The organism is Micromonospora sp. NPDC057141 (assembly GCF_042670805.1).
GTDB lineage: Bacteria > Actinomycetota > Actinomycetes > Mycobacteriales > Micromonosporaceae > Micromonospora.
In genome coordinates, this window is record NZ_JBHUVA010000024.1 from 1 (window position 1) to 21169 (window position 21169).

The following is a 21169-nucleotide window of genomic DNA, read 5'->3' on the forward strand; positions in this document are numbered from 1 at the left end:
CAAGTCCCGCAAATATCCCACCCGCCGGGCACGGCCCGGCCGCCCGGCCCGCCGCGAGTTCGAGTACATCCGCCACGGCACGGTCTCCCTCATGGGGGCGATGAACGTCGCCACCGGCGAGGTCCACCCGAAGATCATCGAACGCAACAACTCCGAGACCTTCACCGCGTTCCTGGCCGAACTCGACGAGACCATCCCCGCTCATCTGAAGATCCATCTGATCCTGGACAACGGGTCCAGCCACACCTCCAAGGCCACACGTGCCTGGATCGCTGCCCATCCCCGGTTCCAGGTGACCTACACCCCCAAGCACGCCTCCTGGTTGAACATGATCGAAATCTTCTTCTCGATCATCACCAAACGACTGTTACACCGCGGCGAGTTCACCTCCCGAGACCACCTCGCCACCAAGATCCTCAAATTCGTCGCCCACTACAGCCGGACCGCCAAACCCTTCCGATGGCGCTACGACGGTCGGCCTCTGGCAGCGTGAACCCAACCCTGACAAGACTTCTGCGGGGCTGCACTAGTGACTACCGGAAGGTGACGTCACTTCTGTTGACCTTGCAGTTGGCGTCGTTCCAGCCCTCACCGAGGTAGCTGGGTTCGCTGCCCTTGGGCACACCCTTGTACTTGCCGCAGATGGTGGCCGAGCCAATGACGACCACGCGGGTGATCGTCGCAGTGTCGTTCCAGTTGCTGTTGATGCCGGCGAGCATGTCGATGTCGTCGACGAGGACGTTGTCGATTCGCACGTGGCGGGTGTGCGAGGTGGAGCAGTTGCCGCAGCCGCGGTACAGCTTGCCGGACCCCTTGAGGTAGAAACCGGAGATGTCGACCGTGCCGTTGCCGTTGTGCTGGAAGGTCTTGTCGCTGCCGCTGCGCGCGCCGCCACCGATGACGTAGGAGGTGCCGCCGTTGGTCTGCTTGAAGGTGGCGGCGTCCTCACCGATGTCGTTCCACCACACGTTGCGCAGCGTGCAGGTGCCCTCGCAGTGCACGCCGTCGCCGGCGGGCGAACCGAGGATGACGTTCTGCAGCGTGCCGCCGTTGGCGATCTTGAACATCGGGTCCTGCGACTCGCCCTGCCCACCGTCACCGATGCAGCAGTAGGTCTTCATCCCGCCGTCGAAGGTGCCGGAGACGTTGACCGTGCCCGAGATGCTCACCGAGCCGGCCGACGACGGCCACGCGCCGGTCGGCGCGCCTGGGTTGCCGGTCGGGCCGGACGTCGGACCGCTGGTGGGGCCACTGGTCGGGCTGGTGGTCGGGGTCGACCCGCCGCTGGAGTACGTCTCGAACTCGGCGATCCGCGGGGCGCCGGACGCGCTGGTGATGACGAAGGAGAGCTTCTTCAGCGACGTCGAGGAGAAGTTGATGGTGCTCGGGGCGCTGCTGCCGCTGGCCAGGACGGAGCCCGTGTCGTGGTTCGTGAGCTGCCAGCCACTGATCGAGCCGCCGCCCGAGGCCTGCACGATGACGGCCGAGGACACCGTGGTGGCGCCGCCCCACTTGACCGAGATCGTGCCGGTCGAGCCGCTCGGCGACCAGAAGGTGCTGGTGTTGCCGTCGATGACGTTGCCATAGCTGGTGCCACTGGCCTTGCTGGAGCCGTCGGCGCCGGCGCCGAGGCTCAGGTTCGTGGCGGCCGAGGCGTGGGGGACCTGCAGCGCCAGCGCGGCGACGGCACCTGCGACCGCAGTGGCACCGCCGGCCAGCCACCGTGTAGCGACTTTGCGTCTCATCTGATCCGCCTTTCAATCATGAACACCCTGTTACGGAAAGCGCTTTCCAGACACCATAGAGGCTTATCGATGGCGCGGCAAGGTTGCGATTGCCGATTTGTCAACGTCTGGCACCCGCGCCGGGTGACCTGCTGGGCGACGAGCTGTTGGCGCTGTTCATCGAGGGTTGGAGGTTCCGGTGCGCCGAAGCGGTCGGCCCTGTTGCTGTCGCCGGCAACGGTGACAGCAACAGGGCCGGACAGTGCGAGCCGAAGCCAGCCGGCGACGGACCGGCGGCCCGCTGCGCCTCGGCTCAGCTTCCGGGCTGCCCCTCAGGCATCACCTGGCGTCGCCGAGCAGTCCGAGCAGGACGCCGCGTACGGTCGCCTCGAAGAGGTCGCGCTGCGTCGGCGGCGCCTGCGGGGCGGTGAGGGCGGCGACCAGGTTGGGGAACGCCGCCAGGTCGATCCCGTCGAAGCGAACCGGCGGCCCGCCCTCCGGACCCGTTCGTCCCGGTCAGCGTCCCCGCTGGCGGACCTTGATGCTGTCGAGGTCCGTCGACACCGACGTGAGGTCGCCGTGGTCGGCGCCCAGCCCCCGGACGGCGGCTGCGGCGAGCGCCTCCGCCCGGCCGGTCACCACGTCTTCCCCGTCCTCCGCCGTGGCCCGCACGACGCAGCGGAAGGTGAACGCGAGCAGGGAACGCTCGTAGGTCACCGTGCCCTCCTCGGTGAACCGCGCCGCGAACACGTCGTGCTCGTCGGCGCGGGCGAGCAGCGCGGCCCGCTGCCCGGCGTCGAGCGGCGCGAACCTGCCGCGCACGATGACCTGATACGTCTTGCCGGTCATTGCTGATGCTCCCCGATCGGTGGACGAAGGCACGACCTCGCCGGCCGGCGGCTCCACCCGTCATCGTGCCGCCTCCCCGGCGTGCGGCAAGCGGATTACCGGCCCGCCGACGCCCCGCCTGCGGGCCGCCGGGGATGTCCGGCGGCCCGCCGCAGTCGGGTCAGTTCGCGCAGACCGCGTACGCGCGCACCTTCCAGTTGCTGCTGAACCCGTTCTCGTCCTCCATGGCCCGGACGGTCACCGTGGTCGAGGAGGTGGCCCGCATCTCAGTCAGGCGCACCTGGCCGTCGCCGCCGAGGATCTCGCCGCCCACCCCGTGCACCCGGGTCCCGGGCGGGCAGGTGGCGACCACCGACTGGACGGCCGCAGAGCTGTAGGCGCTGTCGTCGACGACGCGTTGCTCGCCGGGTAGCGGGTCGGCGCAGATCGCGGTGGCGTCCAGCCACCAGGTGCCGGCGAAGCCGGTGCCGTCCTCGGCGCCGGCCACCACGACGCTGTTCTGCTGGATGCGCAGATCCTCCAGGATCACCTCGCTGTTGGACGCCCCGACGACCGCGCCGCCGACGCCGATGGCGTGCTTGCCGGCGGGGCAGGACTTCTCGAACCAGTTGGACGTGCCGAAGCTGGGCGCGGAGCTGCCGGAGACGGTCACCAGGCCGCTGGGTGCCGGGGCGCACAGCGCGCTCGCGGTGACCGCCCAGTCGCCGGCGACGCCGTTCTCGTCCTCGCGGCCGGTCACCGAGTGCGCGCTCAGCGCAGCCCCGCCCACGGTGGCCGTGCGACGCGTCCACCGGCTCCGGTTCGATCCTTCTCGCATGCTGTCCGACCTCTCAGAGAAGCTCGGCGGGTGATCCGGCCGAGGGGTGTGTGCGCTGACATCGGTGGGAGAAGCGGGAGGCCGGGACGCCAACAGAAAACTCCGGAGAAGTTTCCGGGCCGGAATGTCGTACCGCTGGGGTTGGATCGGAAGCGGGAGGGTCGGACGGAGCCGGAGGTGCCCGGGGTGGGCTACGCGGAGGTCAACGGCCTGCGGCTGTGGCACGAGGTGCGCGGCTCGGGCCGCCCGCTGGTGCTGCTGCACGGCGGGTACGGCGCGGCGGAGTCGTTCGCCCCGCTGCTGCCGGCGTTCGCCGGCCGGCGGCGGGTGGTGACGGTCGACCTCCAGGGGCACGGCCGCACCGCCGACGTCGACCGCCCCTTGCGGTACGAGTCGATGGCCGACGACGTCGCCGCGCTGGTCCGCCACCTGGGCCTCGGCGAGGCCGACGTGCTGGGCTATTCGCTGGGCGGCGGGGTGGCGCTGCGAGTGGCGATCCGGCATCCCGCGCTGGTGCGCCGCCTGGTGGTGGTCTCCGCGCCGTGCCGCAGTGGCGGGTGGTATCCGGCGGTGCTGGCCGCGATGGCCGCCCAGGACGCGGCGACGGGGGAGCGGATGCGGGGCACCCCACCGCACGAGCTGTACGCCCGGGTGGCCCCCCGCCCGCAGGACTGGCCGGCGCTGTGGGCGAAGACGGGGGAGCTGCTGCGCCGAGACTACGACTGGTCGGCGCAGGTGGCCGCCCTGGCGAATCCGACCATGCTGGTCTTCGCCGACGCCGACTCGATCCCGACCAGTCACGTGGCGGAGTTCTTCGGGCTGCTCGGCGGCGGCCACCGGGACGCCGGCTGGGACGGCACCGACCGTCCCGCGTCCCGGCTGGCCGTCCTGCCGGGGCTGACCCACTACGAGATGCTCGACTCGCCGGCGCTGCCCGCCGCCGTGCTGCCGTTCCTCACCGCACCGGCGCGCCCTCCGCAGTGACGCCCTCCGCCGCGCCGTCGGCTGCTGCGCCGGCCGGGGCCGACGCCGATGGGGCCGACGGGGCGGCGTAGTGCAGGAGGACCAGGCCGCTGTCGAACGCCCGCGTGCCGGTCAGGGCGAACCGGTGCGCCGCGAAGCCCCGGGCGGCCAGCGGGATGCCGCTGCCGGCGACGATCGGGTGCAGCTTGACCACGACCTCGTCCACCTCGGGCAGGAGCTGGCCGGCGAGGTGCCCGCCGCCGCAGAGCCAGATGTCGCCCCCGGGCTGCCCCTTCAGCTCGCGGACGAAGGCCACCGGGTCGCCGGCGACGACCTCCAGCCCGGGGTCGGTCGACGGGGGCAGCGACCGGGAGAAGACGTACTGCCGCAGGTGGGCGTACGGGCTGGCGATGCCGACGCGCAGTGCCGGGTCGTAGGTGGCGCGGCCCATCAGCACCGCGTCGAAGCGCCCAGCGGGCCGGTCGATGCCGAGCTGCGGGTGGCTGAACGTGGGGAAGGTCTGCGGCCACGCGGTGGTGAGGTGGGCCGCCACGTCCGGCTCCAGGGGGAAGAAGTCGTACGACCCGTCGGGGGCGGCGATGAAGCCGTCGAGGGTGCTGGCCACGTAGTAGACGAGCTTGCGCAAGGGAACTCCCATCAACCACTACTGCTGTCGTGGTTGGAACGTACTACACCTGTCGTGGTTGTTGCTATCGTGTTCGCCATGGCCCGCAACCCGCAACGACGCGCCCTGCTCGCCGACGCCGGGCTGCGCGTGCTCGCCGCCGCCGGCGCGCGGGGGCTCACCCACCGCGCCGTCGACGCCGAGGCGGGCGTGCCCACCGGCACCGCCTCCAACTACTTCCCCACCCGGGAGGCGCTGCTCGGCGCGCTCGGCGAGCGGGTCTTCCAGCGGTACGCCCCAGACGAGGCCGTCCTCGCCCGGCTCGCCGCCCGGGCACCGTCGATCGACCTCACCACCGACTACGTCCGCTACATCGTCGAGCGCACCACCCGCGAGCCGCACGTCACCCGGGCGCTGATCGAGCTGCGGCTGGAGGCCGCGCGCCACCCCGAGCTGGGCCGGGGCCTGGCCGAGGTGCTCCGCCGGGGATACGCCGACGACGTCGCGTTCCACGCCGCCGCCGGGTTACCGGGTGGCGCGTTCGAGATCGCCCTGCTCCACTATGCGGTGGACGGGTTGCTGCTCGACCTGCTCACCACGTCGATCGACGCCGGTTTCGACGTCGACGGGGTGGTTTCCGCCCTGGTGTCCCGCCTCGTCGGCGGCGCCGCCCCGCGACCGGGGGCCGCCCGCGACTGACGCTGGTCCGCCCCGGGCGAGGCGGGCGGCGCGCCCCGGCCGTCCCGAAGAACCCGAAGAACCCGAAGGAGTCGCGTGTCGCTCACCCTCGTCCCGATGACCGACGACCAGTTCGCCCCCCTGCGGGTCGGCCTCGAACAGGCGTACGCCGAGGACCTGGCCGGGGCCCGCGGCCTGTCGCCGGAGGCGGCCCGGGCCGAGTCGCTGGCCCAGATCGACCGGGACCTGCCCGACGGGGTCGCCACCCCCGGCGTCCTGCTGCGGATGGCCCTGGTCGACGGCGAGGAGGTCGGCTGGATCTGGACCACCCTGCCCGACGCCGACCGGCCGACGATGGCCTGGATCCACAACATCGAGGTGCATCCCGCCCACCGGGGGCACGGGCACGCGCGGCGGATGATCCAGCTCGCCGAGGCCGAACTCGCCCGGCTCGGCGTCGGCCAGCTCGGGCTGAACGTGTTCGGGCACAACACCGTTGCGATCCGGCTCTACGACAGCCTCGGCTTCCAGGTCACCTCCCAGCACATGGTCAAGCCGCTGCCGCCGAGCTGACCGCCCCTGCGCAGAGGCGCGACGTGTGCTCCCGCAGTCAGCGGGAAACCCACCCGGAACGCGCATCCCGCGGGGAGGAGCGAGGCGAATGACGGACCGTACCGGACCGACGATCGGCGTGCTGGGCTCGTACGGTGGTCGCAACCTCGGCGACGAGGCGATCCTGACCGGCCTCCTGGCCGACCTGCGCTCCCACGAGCCCAACGCGCGGATCATCGTCTTCTCCCGCAACCCGCCGCACACCGCCCAGGCCCACCCCGACGTCGAGGCGGTGCCGTGGGAGGGGGTCAGCCGGGTCGACTCGGCCGAGGTGCTGGCCGAGCTGGACCTGCTGATCCTCGGCGGCGGCGGCATCCTCTACGACCGGGAGGCCCGCCGCTACCTGCGCGTGGTCCGGGTCGCCCAGGAGCGGGGGCTGCCCCTGCTCACGTACGCGGTCGGGGTGGGGCCGCTCAGCGACGGGGTGGACACCGGCATGGTGCGGGAGACCCTGTCCTGTGCCGCCGAGGTCACCGTGCGGGACCAGGAGTCCCGGATGGTGCTGGAGGAGGCCGGGCTGCTCAACCCGATCACGGTGACCGCCGACCCCGCGTTCCTGCTGGAGCCGGAGGAGTTCCCCGAGCGCCTCCTGCGCGAGGAGGGCGTGCCGGCCGGCCGGCGGCTGGTCGGGCTCAGCGTGCGTGAGCCGGGCCGGGCCGCCGAGCGGCTCGACGTCGACGGCTACCACCGGCTGATCGCCCAGATCGCCGACTTCCTCATTCACCGGATCGACGCCCACGTGCTGTTCGTGCCGATGGAACGCGACGACATCCGGCACTCGCACGGCGTGATGTCGCACATGACCGCCGCCGACCGGGGCCGCATCCTGCACGGCGACTACTCGCCCCGGCAGGTGCTGGGGCTGATGCGGCACTTCGACCTCGCCGTCGGCATGCGGCTGCACTTCCTGATCTTCTCGGCGATGGTCGGCACCCCGTTCCTGCCCCTGCCGTACGCCGGGAAGGTCTTCGACCTCGCCCAGCGGCTCGGCGTGCCCGCGCTGCGCGGCGTGGAACGCGAGGTGGAGGGGCCGCTGCTGGCCGAGGTCGACCGCCTGTGGGACGAGCGGGACGCGCGCGCCGCGCAGACCGCGCGCCGGGTGGCGGAGGTCTGCGAGCAGGCCCGGGGCACCTCCCAGGTCACCGGCGAGGTGCTGGCGCGCCTGCGCTCGCGGACCCTGACCCGCGCCGGTCAGATGGCCGGACCCCGCCACCGGTAGAGCCACCCCTGATCTCCGCCGACGGTCGACTCCAACTCGTAGATCTCGGCCTCGGCCAGCCCGTGTCCGTCGAGGTGGTGGTGGGTCAGCGGCGGCCGGCCGTTGCTGTCCAGCTCCACCGTGACCGTCTGTCCGTCGGCGGTGCCGCCCGCCAGCGGGATCTCTGCCGTTGATGCCATGGGGCCCATCCTGCCCCGGCGCCGGACGCCCCGCAGCGCTCTCAGCCGGAGATGTGGTGAGTTTCGGCCCCGCCGGGGCACTTTCGTGCCCGGATCCACTCCTGGTGGGCCTGCGCCGCGCGGGGCGGCGTCACCAGATCCGGACAGCTAGGGTGCGGGGATGGCGGAGATCAAGATCGACCCCACCCTCGGCCCTGTGCTGGCCCGCACCGGCGACGAGCGCGCCGTGCTCGAGTCCTTCCTCGACTTCCACCGGGGCATCGTGCTGCGCAAGGTCGCCGGCCTCTCCGACGCCGACGCGCGCCGCCGGCTGGTGCCCTCCCTCACCACCCTCGCCGGCCTGGTGAAGCACCTGACGATGGTGGAGCGCAACTGGTTCGCCCTCCTGCTCGCCCCGGAGCCCGGCGACGTCTTCCCGACCGCCGAGGCGGACGCGGCGGCCAGCTTCACCCTCGACGAGTCCGACACCATCGCGTCCCTCGTGGCCGGCTACGAGCGGGCCTGCGCCCGATCGCGGGAGGTCGCGGCGCGCTTCGACCTCGACCACGTGGTGCCGCAGCCGCAGCTCGGCGAGGTCTCCCTGCGCTGGATCCTGGCGCACATGATCGAGGAGACGGCGCGGCACGCCGGCCACGCCGACATCCTGCGCGAGCTGACCGACGGCTCCACCGGCGCGATCTGACCACGACCACGGCGGTGCACCCGGCCAGCGCCACCCCCGCCCCGGTGTCGCCGATCCGCAGGTCGATCGGGGGAACGGTGAGCGAGTCGGTGGCCGGCGGGGGAGCTGCGGCACCGTAGCGGGTCGGCCCGGTGTCTCTCGGCCGCCCCGCCGGCCCGGCTATCCTCGGGGGTCGTCGGCGGAGGGGGGAACGGTGCTGGTCGTCCACGGGGTGTGGCTGCCCGGTGCCGGGTTCGCCGTCTGGGCGGAGGACAGCGCCCTGCCGCCGCAGGCCCCCCGCCGGCCGGGCCGGGCCCCCCGCGAGCGCCCGCACCCGTTCGCCGCCGACCACGCCACCCTCGCCGCCGTCCTCGGAGCCGGGCCGCAGACCGCTGCCCTCGCCGACGGGCCGCAGACCGCCATCCTCTCCGCCGGGCCGGCCGCCGAGCCCGGGTCGGTGCTGCTGCGCCTGCCCACCCGGGCGGGCTCGCCGGCCGACTCCCCGGAGCTGGTCCGCGCGGCCGTCGCCGAACCGGTCCGGGGGCCGGTCACCCTCGCCGGCTGGCGCGCTCCCGCCCTTCGGTACGCCCCGGCGGACGCGCTCGCGCTGCTGCGCGCTGCCGGCGACCGGGCCGGGGTGCCCGGCGCGACGCTGCGGCACCTCGCGGAGCTGGCCGAGTTCGCCGCCGACCTGGTCCGCCGGGGCCGTGTCCTGCCCGGCGTCGCCGGAGCACCCGATCCCGGACCGACCGCGTTCCGCCCGCTCGACGGTGCCCCCGCGACGTCGCGGGTCGACGCTTCCGCCACGTCGCGGGTCGACGGCCGGGCCGCCGCGCGTCCGGGCTCCGGGGCGGGTGCGGCGCGTACCTCCGGCCCGCGGCGGGCGGCGCGTCCGGCCTGCGGGGTCGGGGCGCGGGCGGTGTGGCGGCCCCTGCTCACCGGCGCCGACGCCGCCTGGGCGCGGTCGCTCGCCCTGGCCCTGCCCCCGGCCGCCCGGGCAGCCGCCGACGTGCCGGCCGGGGAGCTGGTCGCCGACGCCCTCGACGCGCTCACCGACGCCGCCGCGCGGGCAGCGCTGACCCGGACCGTGCTGACCCGGGGTGGCCGCCCGAGCGGCGCCGTGCCGGCCTGGCTGGCGGCGCTGACCGCACCGGACGGCGGGTTCACCGCCGAGCGGGCCGCCCTCGACACGCTGGCCGCCGAGCTGGACGACTGGCAGCGGGACGCGGCCGGCGGCGCGGTCCGGGCCAGCTTCCGCCTGGTGGAGCCAGCCGTCGACCCGACCGCCGACGCCCTGGCCGCCGCGCTGGGCCCGGCCGTCGCCGACGCAGACGACGTCCGCGCGGGGGACGCGAACGACGACGCCGACGCGGAGGCCGCATCAGCCGACGCCGGCCGCTGGCGGGTGGAGTTCGGGCTCCAGGCCGCCGACGAGCCGAGCCTGGTCGCGGACGCCGGTCACATCTGGCGGTCCCCGCATGCCCTGCCCGGGCTCGCCGGCCGGCTCGACTCCCCCCAGGAGACCCTGCTCGCGGAGCTGGGCCGGGCCAGCCGGCTCTGGCCGGAGCTGGACGCCGCCCTGCGTACGGCGACGCCGGAGGCGCTGGAGCTGGACGTCGAGGGCGCGCACCGGTTCCTGCGCGAGGGCGCGCCGGTGCTGCACGCCGCCGGGTTCGGGGTGCTGCTGCCGGGCTGGTGGCGGCGGCCGTCGGCGCGGCTGGGGGCGAGGTTGCAGGCGCGCAGCCGCACCGCCCCCGGCACGGTGGCCGCCGCCGATGGCGGGTTCGGCCTGGACGCCCTGCTCGACTACCGGTGGGAGGTGTCCCTCGGCGACGAGCCGATCTCCGCCGAGGAGCTGGCCGCGCTGGCGGAGCTGAAGACCCCGCTGGTTCGGCTGCGCGGGCGCTGGGTGGAGCTGGACCCGGGGCGGCTGGCCGCCGGGCTGCGGCTGCTGCGCTCGGCGGGCGAGCTGACGGTGGCCGACCTGCTGCGGCTCGGGCTGGCCGAGGCCGACTCCGCAGACGCGCTGCCGGTGCTGGAGGTCGTCGCCGACGGCGCGCTGGGCGACCTGCTCGCCGGGCAGGCCGAGCGCCGGCTCGTCCCGCTGGACCCGCCGTCCTCCTTCGCCGGGACGCTGCGGCCGTACCAGCGGCGCGGGCTGGCCTGGCTGGCGTTCCTCCAGTCGCTCGGCCTCGGCGGGGTGCTCGCCGACGACATGGGGCTGGGCAAGACGGTGCAGCTGCTCGCCCTGCTCTCCGGGGACCCGCCCGACGCCGGACCGACCCTGCTGGTCTGTCCGATGTCGCTGGTCGGCAACTGGCAGCGGGAGGCGGCCCGGTTCACCCCGAAGCTGCGCGTACACGTGCATCACGGTGCCGAGCGGGCGCGGGGCGACGACTTCGTCGCGGCCGTGCACGCGGCGGACCTGGTCCTGACCACCTACTCGGTGGCCGCCCGGGACGCCGTCGGCCTCGCCGGGATCGACTGGCTCCGGGTCGTCGTCGACGAGGCCCAGGCGATCAAGAACGCCTCGACCAGGCAGGCGGAGGCCGTGCGGGCGCTGCCGGCCCGGCACCGGATCGCGGTCACCGGCACGCCGGTGGAGAACCGGCTCGCCGACCTGTGGTCCATCATGCAGTTCGCCAACCCCGGCCTGCTCGGCCCGGCCGCCAGCTTCAAGAAGGCGTACGCCGAACCGATCGAGCGGCACGGCGACGCCGAGGCCGCCGAGCGGCTGCGCCGGATGACCGGCCCGTTCGTGCTGCGCCGGCTCAAGACCGACTCGTCGATCATCTCCGACCTGCCGGAGAAGCTGGAGATGGAGGTGCTCTGCAACCTCACCGCCGAGCAGGCGGCCCTCTACCGGGCGGTGGTGGACGACATGCTGGCCCGCATCGAGTCCACCGACGGCATCGAGCGGCGTGGCCTGGTGCTGGCGGCGATGACCCGGCTCAAGCAGGTGTGCAACCATCCCGCCCAGCTGCTGCGCGACGGCTCCGCCCTGCCCGGCCGCTCCGGCAAGCTGGCCCGGTTGGAGGAGATCCTCGACGAGGTGCTCGCGGCGGGGGAGAAGGCCCTGCTGTTCACCCAGTACGCCGAGTTCGGCGGGATGCTGCGCGGTCACCTCTCGGCCCGGTTCGGCCGCGAGGTGCTCTTCCTGCACGGCGGGGTCGGCAAGGCCGACCGGGACGCGATGGTGACCCGGTTCCAGTCCGCCGCGGGCCCGCCGCTGTTCGTGCTCTCCCTCAAGGCCGGCGGCACCGGGCTCACCCTCACCGCCGCCAACCACGTCGTGCACGTCGACCGGTGGTGGAACCCGGCGGTGGAGGACCAGGCCACCGACCGGGCGTTCCGCATCGGCCAGCGGCGGAGGGTGCAGGTCCGCAAGTTCGTCTGCGCCGGCACGGTGGAGGAGAAGGTCGCGGCGATGATCGCCGAGAAGCGGAGCCTCGCCGCGTCCGTGGTGGGTGCCGGCGAGCAGTGGGTCACCGAGCTGTCCACCGAGCGGCTGCGTGAGCTGTTCGCCCTGGAGGCCGGGGCGGTGGTCGAGTGAGCGGCCCGTTCGCCGACTACGGCAGGCCCCGGCGGGTCGAGGGCGGGCTGCGGGCCCGCAGCACCCGGGGCGCGATCGGCCGTTCCTGGTGGTCCCGCCGGTTCCTGGAGGTGCTGGAGTCCTTCGCGCTCGGCACCCGGCTCACCCGCGGCCGGTCGTACGCGCGGGCGGGGCAGGTGCTCGACCTCGACGTCGCCCCCGGCGTGGTGACCGCGCGGGTGCAGGGCTCGCGCCCCCGGCCGTACCGGGTGCGCATCGCGGTCGAGCCGTTTCCGGCGGCGCGGTGGGAACGGGTGGAGGCGGAGCTGGCGGCGCAGGCGTTCTTCAGCGCCCGGCTGCTCGCCGGCGACCTGCCGGCCGAGCTGGAGGAGCTGTTCGCGGCCACCGGCGCGCCGCTGTTCCCGGCCGGCGTCGACGAGTTGGACCAGCACTGCTCCTGCCCCGACTACGCCGTGCCGTGCAAGCACCTGGCCGCGACGTTCTACCTGCTCGCGGAGGCGTTCGACGCGGACCCGTTCGAGCTGCTGCACTGGCGGGGCCGCCGCCGCGCCGACCTGCTGGACCGGCTGCGGGCCCTGCGCGCCGCCACCGGCCCCGGGCGGGACGACGGCGTCCCGGTCGCGCCGGTGTCCACCGGGGACGGCGGGGACGCGGAACCCACGCCCGACGGCCGAGGCGCGGTCGCCGCGGCGGACGGCGACGGCCGGGCCGTGCCGGCCGTCGGCGCCGCGCGGGCGCTCGCCCCGCTGCCCGCCGCGCCGCTCGCCGACGCGGTCGACCGGTTCTGGGTTCCGCCGGTGCCGCTGCCGGACCGGCCGCCGAGCCTGGCGACCGGGCCGGACCTGTTGTTGCGGCAGCTCGGCGCCCCGGCGGCTGCACTCGGCGGCCCCGGCCTCACGGAACGGCTGGGCCGGGCGTACCGGGAGTTCGGCCGGGCCCGCCCGGAGGCCGACGGCGGCCGGTGACCCGGGCGCGGCCGTCTCCCACCGGCGGCGACGGACCGGCTACCACCAGCGGCGGCGGAACCGCCACATGACGGCGGCGTTGGCCAGCAGCACCGCCGCGAAGATCGCCCCGGCCGGTCGGCCGGCAAGGACGGTCGCCGCCGGCAGCGAGGCCCACAGCACGACGGTCAACAGCATCAGGTACCGGCCACGACGGGCCCGGGCCCGATGGTCCAGGCGGGCGAAGAACTCCGGGTCGCTCTCCCGGAGCTGACGGGTGATCTGTTCGAACCTGCGCTGATCCTCTTTGCTGAGCATGGCGGTGCCTTCCCCTCACGCGTTCAGCGATTCGGCGGCATACCCGCTGCGGTGGCGGCTCACGCGCTCCTGCTGCTGCTACTTTCGACGGACCGGGTTCGCCGCCGGCCCGCGCGGCACCTGAGAGCCCGCTTATCCCCGCCTTAAGTTTCCCTGTGGCAAGCAACGGCGCGGCCGGCGGCCGGAGGGGGCGAAATGTCGCAGCCCGGGCCCGCGCGATGCGTGTCCACCCTGCTCGGGACACCGCCGCCGGCAGGGCCCGAACCGGGCCACCGGGCGCGCGGCGTTGAGGGCCGTCTTAAGTGCCCTCCCCGGCCCGTCCGCAGCGCCTTGAAGCCCCTCCACCCGGTCGTTAGCTTCCCTGACAACTTCTCAGGCAGCAGTCGCCGCACCCGCCCCACCCCCGGGCTGGGCCCCGTCGGCGCGTGACGAAAACGGGATTGGTACATGGCCGACCAGAACGTGCCACCGCGCCGACCGCGGGACGACCATGGCGGGGACGGGCGACAGCACCCCAGCCCGGACGCCTACCGCGAGCACGGACCATCCACCGCCTACGGCCCCACCGGCCACCAGCCGGGCCATCCCCCGTACCCCACCGGCCACCAGCCGGGCCACCCGCCGGCCGCCGGCCCGCAGCCCGCGTACCCCATGACCGCCGGCCACGAGCCGGCCCGGCGCGGCCCCCGGTGGGTGGGCCCCGACGGCCTCGGCGACCGGCCCGCGCGCCCGGCCGATCCCGGACTGCCCAACCTGGACGACGACGGCGACCCCGGCCGGCGGGTGGGCCGCCGCCGGGCCCTCGCCGCGATCGGCGGCACCGCCGCCGTGGTCGCCGGCGGCGCCGCCCTGGCGATGACCCCGCAGGTACGCGGTCTGCTCGACCTCGGCGGCGACGCCCCGGTCGGCGACGCCACCGGCACCACGGTCACCGACGGCAGCTCGGTGCGCCCCGGCGGCCAGCAGCCCAGCACCGTGCGCACCTACACGGAGCAGAACGAGAGCTACATGGGCTCCCGGGCCGGCGCGGTGCTGAAGAGGAACACCCCCACCGGTGGCCGTACGTTCTCCGGCCCGGCCGCCGCCGCCGAGGCGACCGAGGTGACGGTCGAGACGGTGCTCGCCAAGGACCCGGTGCGGCACCTGGCCAGCCGGGCCACCTTCGGCGCCACGCCGAAGCTGCTGGCCGACATCAGGCGGATGGGCATCGACGCGTGGGTCCGCCAGCAGCTCGAACCCGAGAAGATCGCCCCCAGCGCCGCCGAGCTGAAGCTGTCCGAGCTGCCCACCCTCAAGCTCAGCCCGCAGCAGCTGCGCGACCAGCGCGACACGCTCAACGAGCGGGGCGCGCAGCCGGAACGCGAGCTGGTCGACGCCACCATCGCCCGGCAGGTCTGGTCGGAGCGCCAGCTGTTCGAGGTGATGGTCGACTTCTGGAACGACTTCCTGCACGTCGCCGCCGACTTCGACGGCGGCGAGGTCTACCGCGCCTCCTTCGACGCCGACGTGGTGCGCAGGCACGCGTTGGGCAGCTACCCGGAGATGCTGGTCGCCGCCAACAAGCACCCGGCGCTGTTGCTCTACCTCAACCAGAACGACTCCCGGGCCGACGCGGTCAACGAGAACCTGGCCCGGGAGAACCTGGAGCTGTACTCCGTCGGCGTCGACGGCGGATACACCGAGAAGGACGTCCGGCAGGCCGCCCTGCTCCAGACCGGCCGCGGCGTCAACGACGGGAAGTACGTCTTCCGCCCCGAGCGGCACTACCTGGGCAAGGTGAAGATCCTCGGCTTCACCCACGCGAACAACTCCGACGACCCGTTGAAGGCCGACGCGGCCATCGACGCGTACATCGCGTACCTCGGGCTGCACCCGTCGACCGCGAGGTACGTGGCGCAGAGCCTCGCCACCCGGTTCGTCTCGGACACCCCGCCGAAGTCCCTCGTGGACCGGCTCGCCAAGACGTACGCGGCGAACAAGGGCATGATCAAGCCGATGCTGATGACGCTGCTCAGCTCCTCGGAGTTCTGGGCGTCGGTCGGCCAGAAGGTGCGCCGCCCGATGGAGTACCTCGTCGCCACGTACCGCGCCCTCGGCGTCTCCCCGCAGGCATCGCCCGCGTTCCGGCAGGGCGACAACCGGCGCACCGCGTTCGCGCAGGGGCTGCGGCAGGTCCAGGACAAGATGCGCGAGCTGGGCCAGTATCCGATGGGCCAGCCCACCCCGGACGGCTACCCCGACGTCTACGTCGCCTGGACCTCCGCCGGCACCATGGTCAACGGCTGGAACGAGGCCGGGGAACTGATCGGCGGCCGGCGCACCCAGTTCACCTACACCCCGCCGGAGAAGCTGGTCGCGAAGCCGCCGGCCACCGCCGGGGCGTACGTGGACGCGCTGGCCCAGCGCCTCGTGCACCAGAAGCTCAGCGCCCGGGAGCGGGAGCTGATCCTCGACGTCGCCGGCGTCTCGGCGGGCACCCGGGTCGACGCCACGTTCGGCGGGGCCGTCGCCGCCGTCGCGCGGACGATCCTCGCGTCCCCCCAGCACCACCTGCGGTGAGGCGCCCGATGGAGAAGCCGACGAGGCACCCGATGGAGAAGACCGTGCACCCGTTCCCCCTGCACCCCGAATGCCCCGACCTGCGCCGCCTGGCGGACGACCCGGCCGAGGCGCTGCTGCGGGCCGAGGCCGACGTCGTCGCCGCCGAGAACGCCGCCGAGGCCGACCGCTACCGCCGGCTGGAGGCGCTGGAGGAGGCCCAGCAGGACGGCCGGGGCGTCACCCGGCGCACCTTCGTCGCCGGGGCCGCCGCCACCGCGACCGCCCTGGCCACCGCCCAGTTCGTCACCACCTCCGCCTCGTTCGCGGCGACGAAGACCGGCACCCTGATCCACGTCTTCCTCTACGGCGGGCTGGACGGGCTGAGCCTGGTCGCCCCGGCCGACGACCCGGTGCTCGCCAAGGCCCGCCCCGACCTGCTGCTCGGCGACGACTCCCTGGCCCTGGGCCGTGGCTTCAAGCTGACCAGCGCGTTCGCCCCGCTGGAGAAGTGGCTCAGGGCCGGGCAGCTCGGCTTCGTCCCGGCGGTCTCCGACGAGCGGCTGTCCCGCAGCCACTTCCAGGCCGCCGACGCCTGCAACCTCGGCGGCCTGCCCAGCGAGACCGGCGGCCGGGGCTGGCTGGACAGCCTCGTCGACAACCTCGGCAAGGGCACCGCGTTCCGCAGCGTCGGCATCGGCAGCACCCTGCCCCGGTCGCTGGTCGGCACCAACGGCGCGCTGGCCATCAACAGCGTCGGTTCGCTGCGGCTGGGCGGCGACGAGAAGTACCGGGCCGCCACCGAGAAGGCGATCAGGGGCCTGTTCACCGGGATCAACCACCCGGTCCAGGAGGCGGTGCAGGACGGCCTCGGCGCGCTGGCCACCGCCCAGAAGCTCGCGGCGAAGCCGTACCAGCCGGCCGAGGGCGTGACGTACGAGGGCGTCGGCTACGCCTTCCAGCAGCTCGCCCAGCTCATCAAGGGCGGGGCGAACGTCCGGGTCGCCACCGTCGGGATGGGCGGCTACGACACCCACGAGAACCAGGGCACCCGCCCCGGCGGGCAGTTGCACCGGCGCCTCGGCGAGCTGGCCGCCGCGCTGGCCGCGTTCTTCACCGATCTGGGCGACGCCGCCGCCGACGTCACCATCATGGTGTCCAGCGAGTTCGGCCGCCGGGTCGCCTCCAACAGCGGCGGCACCGACCACGGCCACGGCGGGGTGGTCACCGTCCTGTCCGGCCGCAAGCTCGCCGGCTCGCTGCTGGGCACCTGGAACGGCCTGGCCGACCTCGACTCCGGCGACGTGCCCGAGTACAACAACATGTTCGACGTGTACGGCTCCGTCGCGCAGGGCCGGTTCGGGCTCACCACCGCCGAGGTCGACAAGATCTTCCCCCGGCAGAAGTTCACCCCCGTGAAGCTGTACGCGTGACCCACCCGCACACCCACGCCGCCGGCCGCCGTACGGGCAACCCCGCCCCGCACGGCGGCCGGTCGGCTGCGCCCGTACCCCCGGTGGTGGTGCCCCGACGCGGGCCCGGCGGCCGGCGGGCGCTGGTGGCCCTGTTCTGGGCGGGCCTGGTCGCCGCCGTGCTGCCGTGGTGGCTGGACACGCCGGCCGGCTCGCTGGACACCGCCATCGCGCTGACCGCCGCCGGCCGGATCATCGGCCTCGTCGCCGGCTACCTGCTGCTGGTCCAGGTGCTGATGATGAGCCGCCTCGGCGCGTTCGAGCGGTCGGCCGGCGCGGAACGGGTGTCCCGCTGGCACCGGGACGTGGGCGCGACCCTGCTGGTCGCGGTGCTGGCCCACCTGTCGCTGATCGTGGTCGGCTATGCCGTGGAGGGCGACACGTCGGTGCCCGGCCAGGCCGGCGAGCTGCTGGCCGACTACGACGACATGGTGGGCGCGTTCGCCGCAGCCGGCATCCTGGTGCTGCTCGGCCTCACCGGGGTCCGCGCGTTGCGCCGGGCGCTGCCCTACGAGCTGTGGTACCACCTGCACCTGGCCAGCTACCTCGTCGTGGCGCTCGGCCTCGGCCACCAGTTCAGCAACGGCGCGCAGCTGCACCCGCCGGGCCCGGTGCGCACCGGCTGGATCACCGCGTACGCGCTGGTGGCCGCCGCCCTGTTCTGGGGCCGGGTGGTCGCCCCGCTGCGGTTCAACCTGCGGCACCGGCTGCGTGTGGCCGACGTGGTGGCGGAGAGTCGCGACACCGTGTCGATCTACCTGACGGGCCGGCGGCTCCACCGGATCGACCTGCTCGGTGGGCAGCACCTCCGCTGGCGGTTCCTCGCCCCGGGCTGCTGGTGGCAGTCGCACCCGTTCTCCGTCTCGGCCGCCGCGAACGGCCGCTGGCTGCGGCTGACCGTCAAGGTGGTCGGCGGGCACACCGCCGACCTGCGGGAGGTCGAGCAGGGCACCCGGGTCTGGGCGCAGGGCCCGTCGGGCACGTTCACCGCCGCCCACCGCCGCCGGGAGCGGGCCCTGCTGATCGCCGGTGGCAGCGGCATCGCCCCGCTGCGGGCGATGCTGGAGGAGCTGCCGCCGGGTGCGGCGCTGATCTACCGGGCCCGCACCCCCGACGACGTGCTGCTGCAGCGGGAGCTGGACTGGCTCGCCCAGGAGCGCGGCACCGACGTCTGGTACGTCGTCGGCTCCCGCGCCGACCCCGGCCCCCGGCAGGTGCTCAGCGCACCGGGGTTGCGCGCCCTGGTGCCCGACGTGGCCCGCCGCGACGTCTACCTGTGCGGTCCGCCCGGCCTGGTCGCGCAGTCGGTCCGCGCTGTGCGGGCGGCCGGCGTGCCCGGCCGGCAGATCCACCTCGCCACCTTCGAGCTGTAGTCCTTCGCCGAGAGGTCCCCCGCCATGCGTCGCGCGTTGCTCGCGATCACCGGCCTCGCTGCCGGCACCACCGCGTTGGTGGTGCTCAAGGGCTCCCCGGGAGCCAGTCAGGTCGCCCAGGACCCGCCGGTCGCCTCCCCCTCCGGCGGGGCCACGCCGTCGGCCGCCTCCCTCGGCGCGAAACCCCGCGCCACCACCCCCGCCGCCCGCACCCCGACGGCCCGCACCACCACCACGGCCCGGCCCGGCGCGGCCCCGCGTGCCACCACGGCCGCGCCGCGCGCGACCATCCGCCGGGTCACCGGCCCGGTCGTCGAGAACGAGTACGGCAACGTGCAGGTGCAGATCGTGCTCTCCGGCACCCGGATCGTCGACGCCGTGGCCCTGGAGCTGCCGCAGGAGTCCGCGCAGTCCGACCGGCGCAGCGACCAGGTCGACGGCCGCTACAGCGGCGCCTCGGGGCAGGTCGTGCAGCGGCAGGGCGCCGACCTGGACACCGTCTCCGGGGCGACCGCCACCAGCGAGTCCTACCGGCGGTCGGTGCAGGCCGCCATCGACCGGGCCCGCTGAGGTGGCGGCGGCACCGACCCGGCCCGCTGAGGTGGCGGCGGCACCGACCCGGCCGGGCCTGCGCCGGGTCGAGCAGATCATGGGTACGGCGATCAGCCTCGACCTCGCCGACGACCTGCCCGTCGGGCGGCTGCACGAGCTGGCCGAGGAGACGTTTGCCTGGCTGCGGGAGGTGGACGCCCGGTTCAGCACGTACCGGGCCGACAGCGAGGTGCGGCGCTTCGACCGGGGCGAGGTGCTGCTGTCGGAGGCGTCCGGAGACCTGCGGGCCGTCCTGGCGCGCTGCGCCGACCTGTGGGGCGACACCGACGGCTTCTTCGACGCGTACGCGACGGGGGCGCTGGATCCGTCCGGCTACGTGAAGGGCTGGGCGGCGCAGGTCGCCTCCGACCGGCTGCTCGCCGTCGGCGTGCCGAACCACTGCGTGAACGCGGGCGGGGACGTGCGGGTGCGGGGCCGCTCGGCGGGCGGACAGCCGTGGCGGATCGGCGTGCGGCACCCGTGGGACGAGAGTGCGACGTGCCTGGTGCTCACCGGCACCGACCTGGCCGTCGCCACCTCCGGGGTGTACGAGCGCGGTCACCACGTGCTCGACCCGCGCCGGGGCGCCCCGGCCACGGGGCTGCGCTCGGTCACCGTGGTCGGCGCGGACCTCGGCGTCGCCGACGCGTACGCCACGGCGGCGGTGGCGATGGGCGTGGCCGGTATCGGCTGGCTGGACCGCCAAGCGGGCCACGAGCACGCGATAGTCACCGACGACGCCCGCCTCCTCCACTCCGCTGCCCTCCCCCGGCTCCCCTGACCCCGCCCATGCTCCCGCGATCTTGCAGTTACGGCCCCGATCGGGAGGCCTTTGTCCCGTTCTGCCCGGGCCCAAAGTGCAAGATCGCGGGGGAGGGAGGGCGGGGGTCAGGGGGCGGGGCGGCGGGTGCCGGCCGGGTGGGAGCCCAGGGGGCGGGGGCGGCCCGGGCGCGAGCCCGGCGGACGGGTGGGCGGCCAGCGCCGTGGCCGGCGGTGGTGCGGCGGCGGTTCCGCCCCGTCGGGTCGGCGCGCCGCGTCATCCCTGGACATCTGACCCCCGATCGGGGCGCTGTCGCGCCCTCGCCCGGGTCAACGACGCCCGTGGCGGCCGGGACGCTGCCCGCCCGGCGTCCGCTCCCCGACAGTGGCCCTCGCTGGCGGTCGGCCGACAGGGCCGCTCACCAGCCGGTTGCCGACGCCGTCGCTCACCAGCCGCGCCGGGGCAGCGGCAGGTGACCGGGGAGCAGCTCGGCCGGGAGCGACACGCCGGTGGCCCGCAGGGCGTCGATCAGCACGTTCTGCACCAGGTAGGAGTCCGGAAGCTGCCAGCGCGCCTGCTCCGGGGCGACCGCCCAACGGACCGCGCCCTCCGGGAGCCGGGTCGGCGGGGCGGCGATCCACGAGCCGACGCCGTGCCGGACCACGTGGAAGCAGTGCTCCAGCTCGGGGCGGAGCGGGTCGCCCGGGCGGACCAGGAACATCCAGCGCCCGGTCGGGGTCGCCACCACCGGTCCCCGGACCCCGGTGCCGGCCGGGTGCGTCGCGACGGAGTCGAGCACGTGCCGCCCGACGTGGGCCGGCACCTCGAGGACGTCGAACGCCCGCCCGGTGGGCAGCAGCACCCCGTGCGGGCGGCTGCGCCACCAGGTCGCCACCCGGGCCGGGTCGGCGGTGGCGGCCCGCTCCCACTCCTGGAGGGCGGGGTGGCAGCCGACGGTGGGGCAGCCGGCCCGGCCGCACACGAAGCGACTGCGGGCGAGGCAGGCGCCGGGGGTCACCTCCCAGCCGTGCGCGGCGTAGCGGACGGCGACCCGGCGCAGCCGGACCCGTTCCAGCGGCGACAGCTGTGCGACCCGTGGGCCGACGTTCCCCCACATTCGTTCGTACTCCCTCCGCCTGACACCCCTAGGTGTCAGGTCACATGTCGAGCGCCGTCACTGCCGTAGACCCGCCGTCGTTGACCTGACGAACGGTTGGTGCAACTTGCACGAAAGCTATGAGGACCACCCGTACGGCCGACGTACAGGCTGTGCGACCAGCAAAAACCTGATCA

20 protein-coding genes are annotated in these 21169 nt (G+C 74.5%); 13 read left to right on the forward strand and 7 right to left on the reverse strand.

Annotated elements, in window-relative coordinates:
- A partial coding sequence (locus tag ACFT41_RS15135) for an IS630 family transposase (protein ID WP_377613834.1) occupies positions 1 to 493 on the forward strand: 493 nt, incomplete at its 5' end.
- Positions 494 to 533: 40 nt separating this feature from the next.
- Here the strand turns inward: ACFT41_RS15135 and ACFT41_RS15140 are convergent.
- The 3 genes from ACFT41_RS15140 to ACFT41_RS15150 all read right to left on the reverse strand — a co-directional run bounded on the left by ACFT41_RS15140 (position 534) and on the right by ACFT41_RS15150 (position 3390).
- Positions 534 to 1745 (reverse strand): pectate lyase, encoded by a 1212-nt coding sequence (locus tag ACFT41_RS15140; protein WP_377613835.1) that lies wholly within the window; start codon positions 1743 to 1745, stop codon positions 534 to 536.
- A gap of 495 nt (positions 1746 to 2240) precedes the next feature.
- Complete coding sequence (locus ACFT41_RS15145) at positions 2241 to 2573, reverse strand: DUF6204 family protein (RefSeq protein WP_377613836.1); 333 nt, start codon at positions 2571 to 2573, stop codon at positions 2241 to 2243.
- Between the two features lie 160 nt (positions 2574 to 2733).
- Positions 2734 to 3390, reverse strand: coding sequence for a hypothetical protein (locus ACFT41_RS15150; protein ID WP_377613837.1), 657 nt, complete (start codon positions 3388 to 3390; stop codon positions 2734 to 2736).
- A 186-nt stretch (positions 3391 to 3576) separates the two neighbouring features.
- Here ACFT41_RS15150 and ACFT41_RS15155 point away from each other — a divergent pair, with 186 nt between their 5' ends.
- Entirely contained in the window at positions 3577 to 4374 is a 798-nt protein-coding gene (locus tag ACFT41_RS15155; RefSeq protein ID WP_377613838.1) for an alpha/beta fold hydrolase, read from the forward strand.
- On the opposite strand, the gene ACFT41_RS15160 is transcribed toward ACFT41_RS15155, so the two are convergent.
- Positions 4346 to 4999 (reverse strand): dihydrofolate reductase family protein, encoded by a 654-nt coding sequence (locus tag ACFT41_RS15160; RefSeq protein WP_377613891.1) that lies wholly within the window; start codon positions 4997 to 4999, stop codon positions 4346 to 4348. The genes ACFT41_RS15155 and ACFT41_RS15160 overlap by 29 nt on opposite strands.
- A 78-nt stretch (positions 5000 to 5077) precedes the next feature.
- On the opposite strand from ACFT41_RS15160, the gene ACFT41_RS15165 reads away from it, so the two are divergent.
- The 3 genes from ACFT41_RS15165 to ACFT41_RS15175 all read left to right on the forward strand — a co-directional run bounded on the left by ACFT41_RS15165 (position 5078) and on the right by ACFT41_RS15175 (position 7487).
- Positions 5078 to 5677, forward strand: a complete 600-nt coding sequence (locus tag ACFT41_RS15165) for a TetR/AcrR family transcriptional regulator (protein WP_377613839.1) — start codon at positions 5078 to 5080, stop codon at positions 5675 to 5677.
- A gap of 75 nt (positions 5678 to 5752) precedes the next feature.
- Positions 5753 to 6229, forward strand: coding sequence for a GNAT family N-acetyltransferase (locus tag ACFT41_RS15170; RefSeq protein ID WP_377613840.1), 477 nt, complete (start codon positions 5753 to 5755; stop codon positions 6227 to 6229).
- An 88-nt stretch (positions 6230 to 6317) separates the two neighbouring features.
- Positions 6318 to 7487, forward strand: a complete 1170-nt coding sequence (locus tag ACFT41_RS15175; RefSeq protein ID WP_377613841.1) for a polysaccharide pyruvyl transferase family protein — start codon at positions 6318 to 6320, stop codon at positions 7485 to 7487.
- On the opposite strand, the gene ACFT41_RS15180 is transcribed toward ACFT41_RS15175, so the two are convergent.
- Positions 7460 to 7666: a hypothetical protein gene (locus ACFT41_RS15180; protein WP_377613842.1), complete on the reverse strand. Its 207-nt coding sequence runs from the start codon at positions 7664 to 7666 to the stop codon at positions 7460 to 7462. The genes ACFT41_RS15175 and ACFT41_RS15180 overlap by 28 nt on opposite strands.
- Before the next feature lie 160 nt (positions 7667 to 7826).
- Between ACFT41_RS15180 and ACFT41_RS15185 the strand changes: the two genes are divergently transcribed.
- The 3 genes from ACFT41_RS15185 (at position 7827) to ACFT41_RS15195 (ending at position 12845) form a co-directional block, all read left to right on the forward strand.
- Positions 7827 to 8348, forward strand: coding sequence for a DinB family protein (locus tag ACFT41_RS15185; RefSeq protein WP_377613843.1), 522 nt, complete (start codon positions 7827 to 7829; stop codon positions 8346 to 8348).
- A 400-nt stretch (positions 8349 to 8748) separates the two neighbouring features.
- Entirely contained in the window at positions 8749 to 11880 is a 3132-nt protein-coding gene (locus ACFT41_RS15190; RefSeq protein WP_377613892.1) for an SNF2-related protein, read from the forward strand.
- Positions 11877 to 12845 (forward strand): SWIM zinc finger family protein, encoded by a 969-nt coding sequence (locus ACFT41_RS15195; protein WP_377613844.1) that lies wholly within the window; start codon positions 11877 to 11879, stop codon positions 12843 to 12845. The genes ACFT41_RS15190 and ACFT41_RS15195 overlap by 4 nt, the downstream gene beginning before the upstream one ends.
- A gap of 39 nt (positions 12846 to 12884) precedes the next feature.
- Here the strand turns inward: ACFT41_RS15195 and ACFT41_RS15200 are convergent, their stop codons facing one another.
- Positions 12885 to 13142: a DUF3040 domain-containing protein gene (locus ACFT41_RS15200; RefSeq protein WP_043967006.1), complete on the reverse strand. Its 258-nt coding sequence runs from the start codon at positions 13140 to 13142 to the stop codon at positions 12885 to 12887.
- Positions 13143 to 13589: 447 nt separating this feature from the next.
- Here ACFT41_RS15200 and ACFT41_RS15205 point away from each other — a divergent pair, with 447 nt between their 5' ends.
- The 5 genes from ACFT41_RS15205 (at position 13590) to ACFT41_RS15225 (ending at position 19897) form a co-directional block, all read left to right on the forward strand.
- On the forward strand, positions 13590 to 15701 hold the full coding sequence (locus ACFT41_RS15205) for a DUF1800 family protein (RefSeq protein WP_377613845.1): 2112 nt from the start codon (positions 13590 to 13592) through the stop codon (positions 15699 to 15701).
- Positions 15702 to 15733: 32 nt separating this feature from the next.
- Positions 15734 to 17113 carry a DUF1501 domain-containing protein gene (locus tag ACFT41_RS15210; protein WP_377613846.1) on the forward strand — a complete coding sequence of 460 codons (1380 nt, stop codon included), beginning with the start codon at positions 15734 to 15736 and terminating at the stop codon, positions 17111 to 17113.
- Positions 17110 to 18525, forward strand: coding sequence for a ferric reductase-like transmembrane domain-containing protein (locus ACFT41_RS15215; protein ID WP_377613847.1), 1416 nt, complete (start codon positions 17110 to 17112; stop codon positions 18523 to 18525). The genes ACFT41_RS15210 and ACFT41_RS15215 overlap by 4 nt, the downstream gene beginning before the upstream one ends.
- 24 nt (positions 18526 to 18549) lie before the next feature.
- Positions 18550 to 19095 (forward strand): FMN-binding protein, encoded by a 546-nt coding sequence (locus tag ACFT41_RS15220; RefSeq protein ID WP_377613848.1) that lies wholly within the window; start codon positions 18550 to 18552, stop codon positions 19093 to 19095.
- Positions 19096 to 19174: 79 nt separating this feature from the next.
- Complete coding sequence (locus tag ACFT41_RS15225; RefSeq protein ID WP_377613893.1) at positions 19175 to 19897, forward strand: FAD:protein FMN transferase; 723 nt, start codon at positions 19175 to 19177, stop codon at positions 19895 to 19897.
- Positions 19898 to 20321: 424 nt separating this feature from the next.
- On the opposite strand, the gene ACFT41_RS15230 is transcribed toward ACFT41_RS15225, so the two are convergent.
- The gene (locus ACFT41_RS15230) at positions 20322 to 20993 is read right to left on the reverse strand and encodes a bifunctional DNA primase/polymerase (RefSeq protein ID WP_377613849.1); all 672 of its coding nucleotides are present in this window, start codon (positions 20991 to 20993) and stop codon (positions 20322 to 20324) included.
- Positions 20994 to 21169 lie beyond the last annotated feature (176 nt).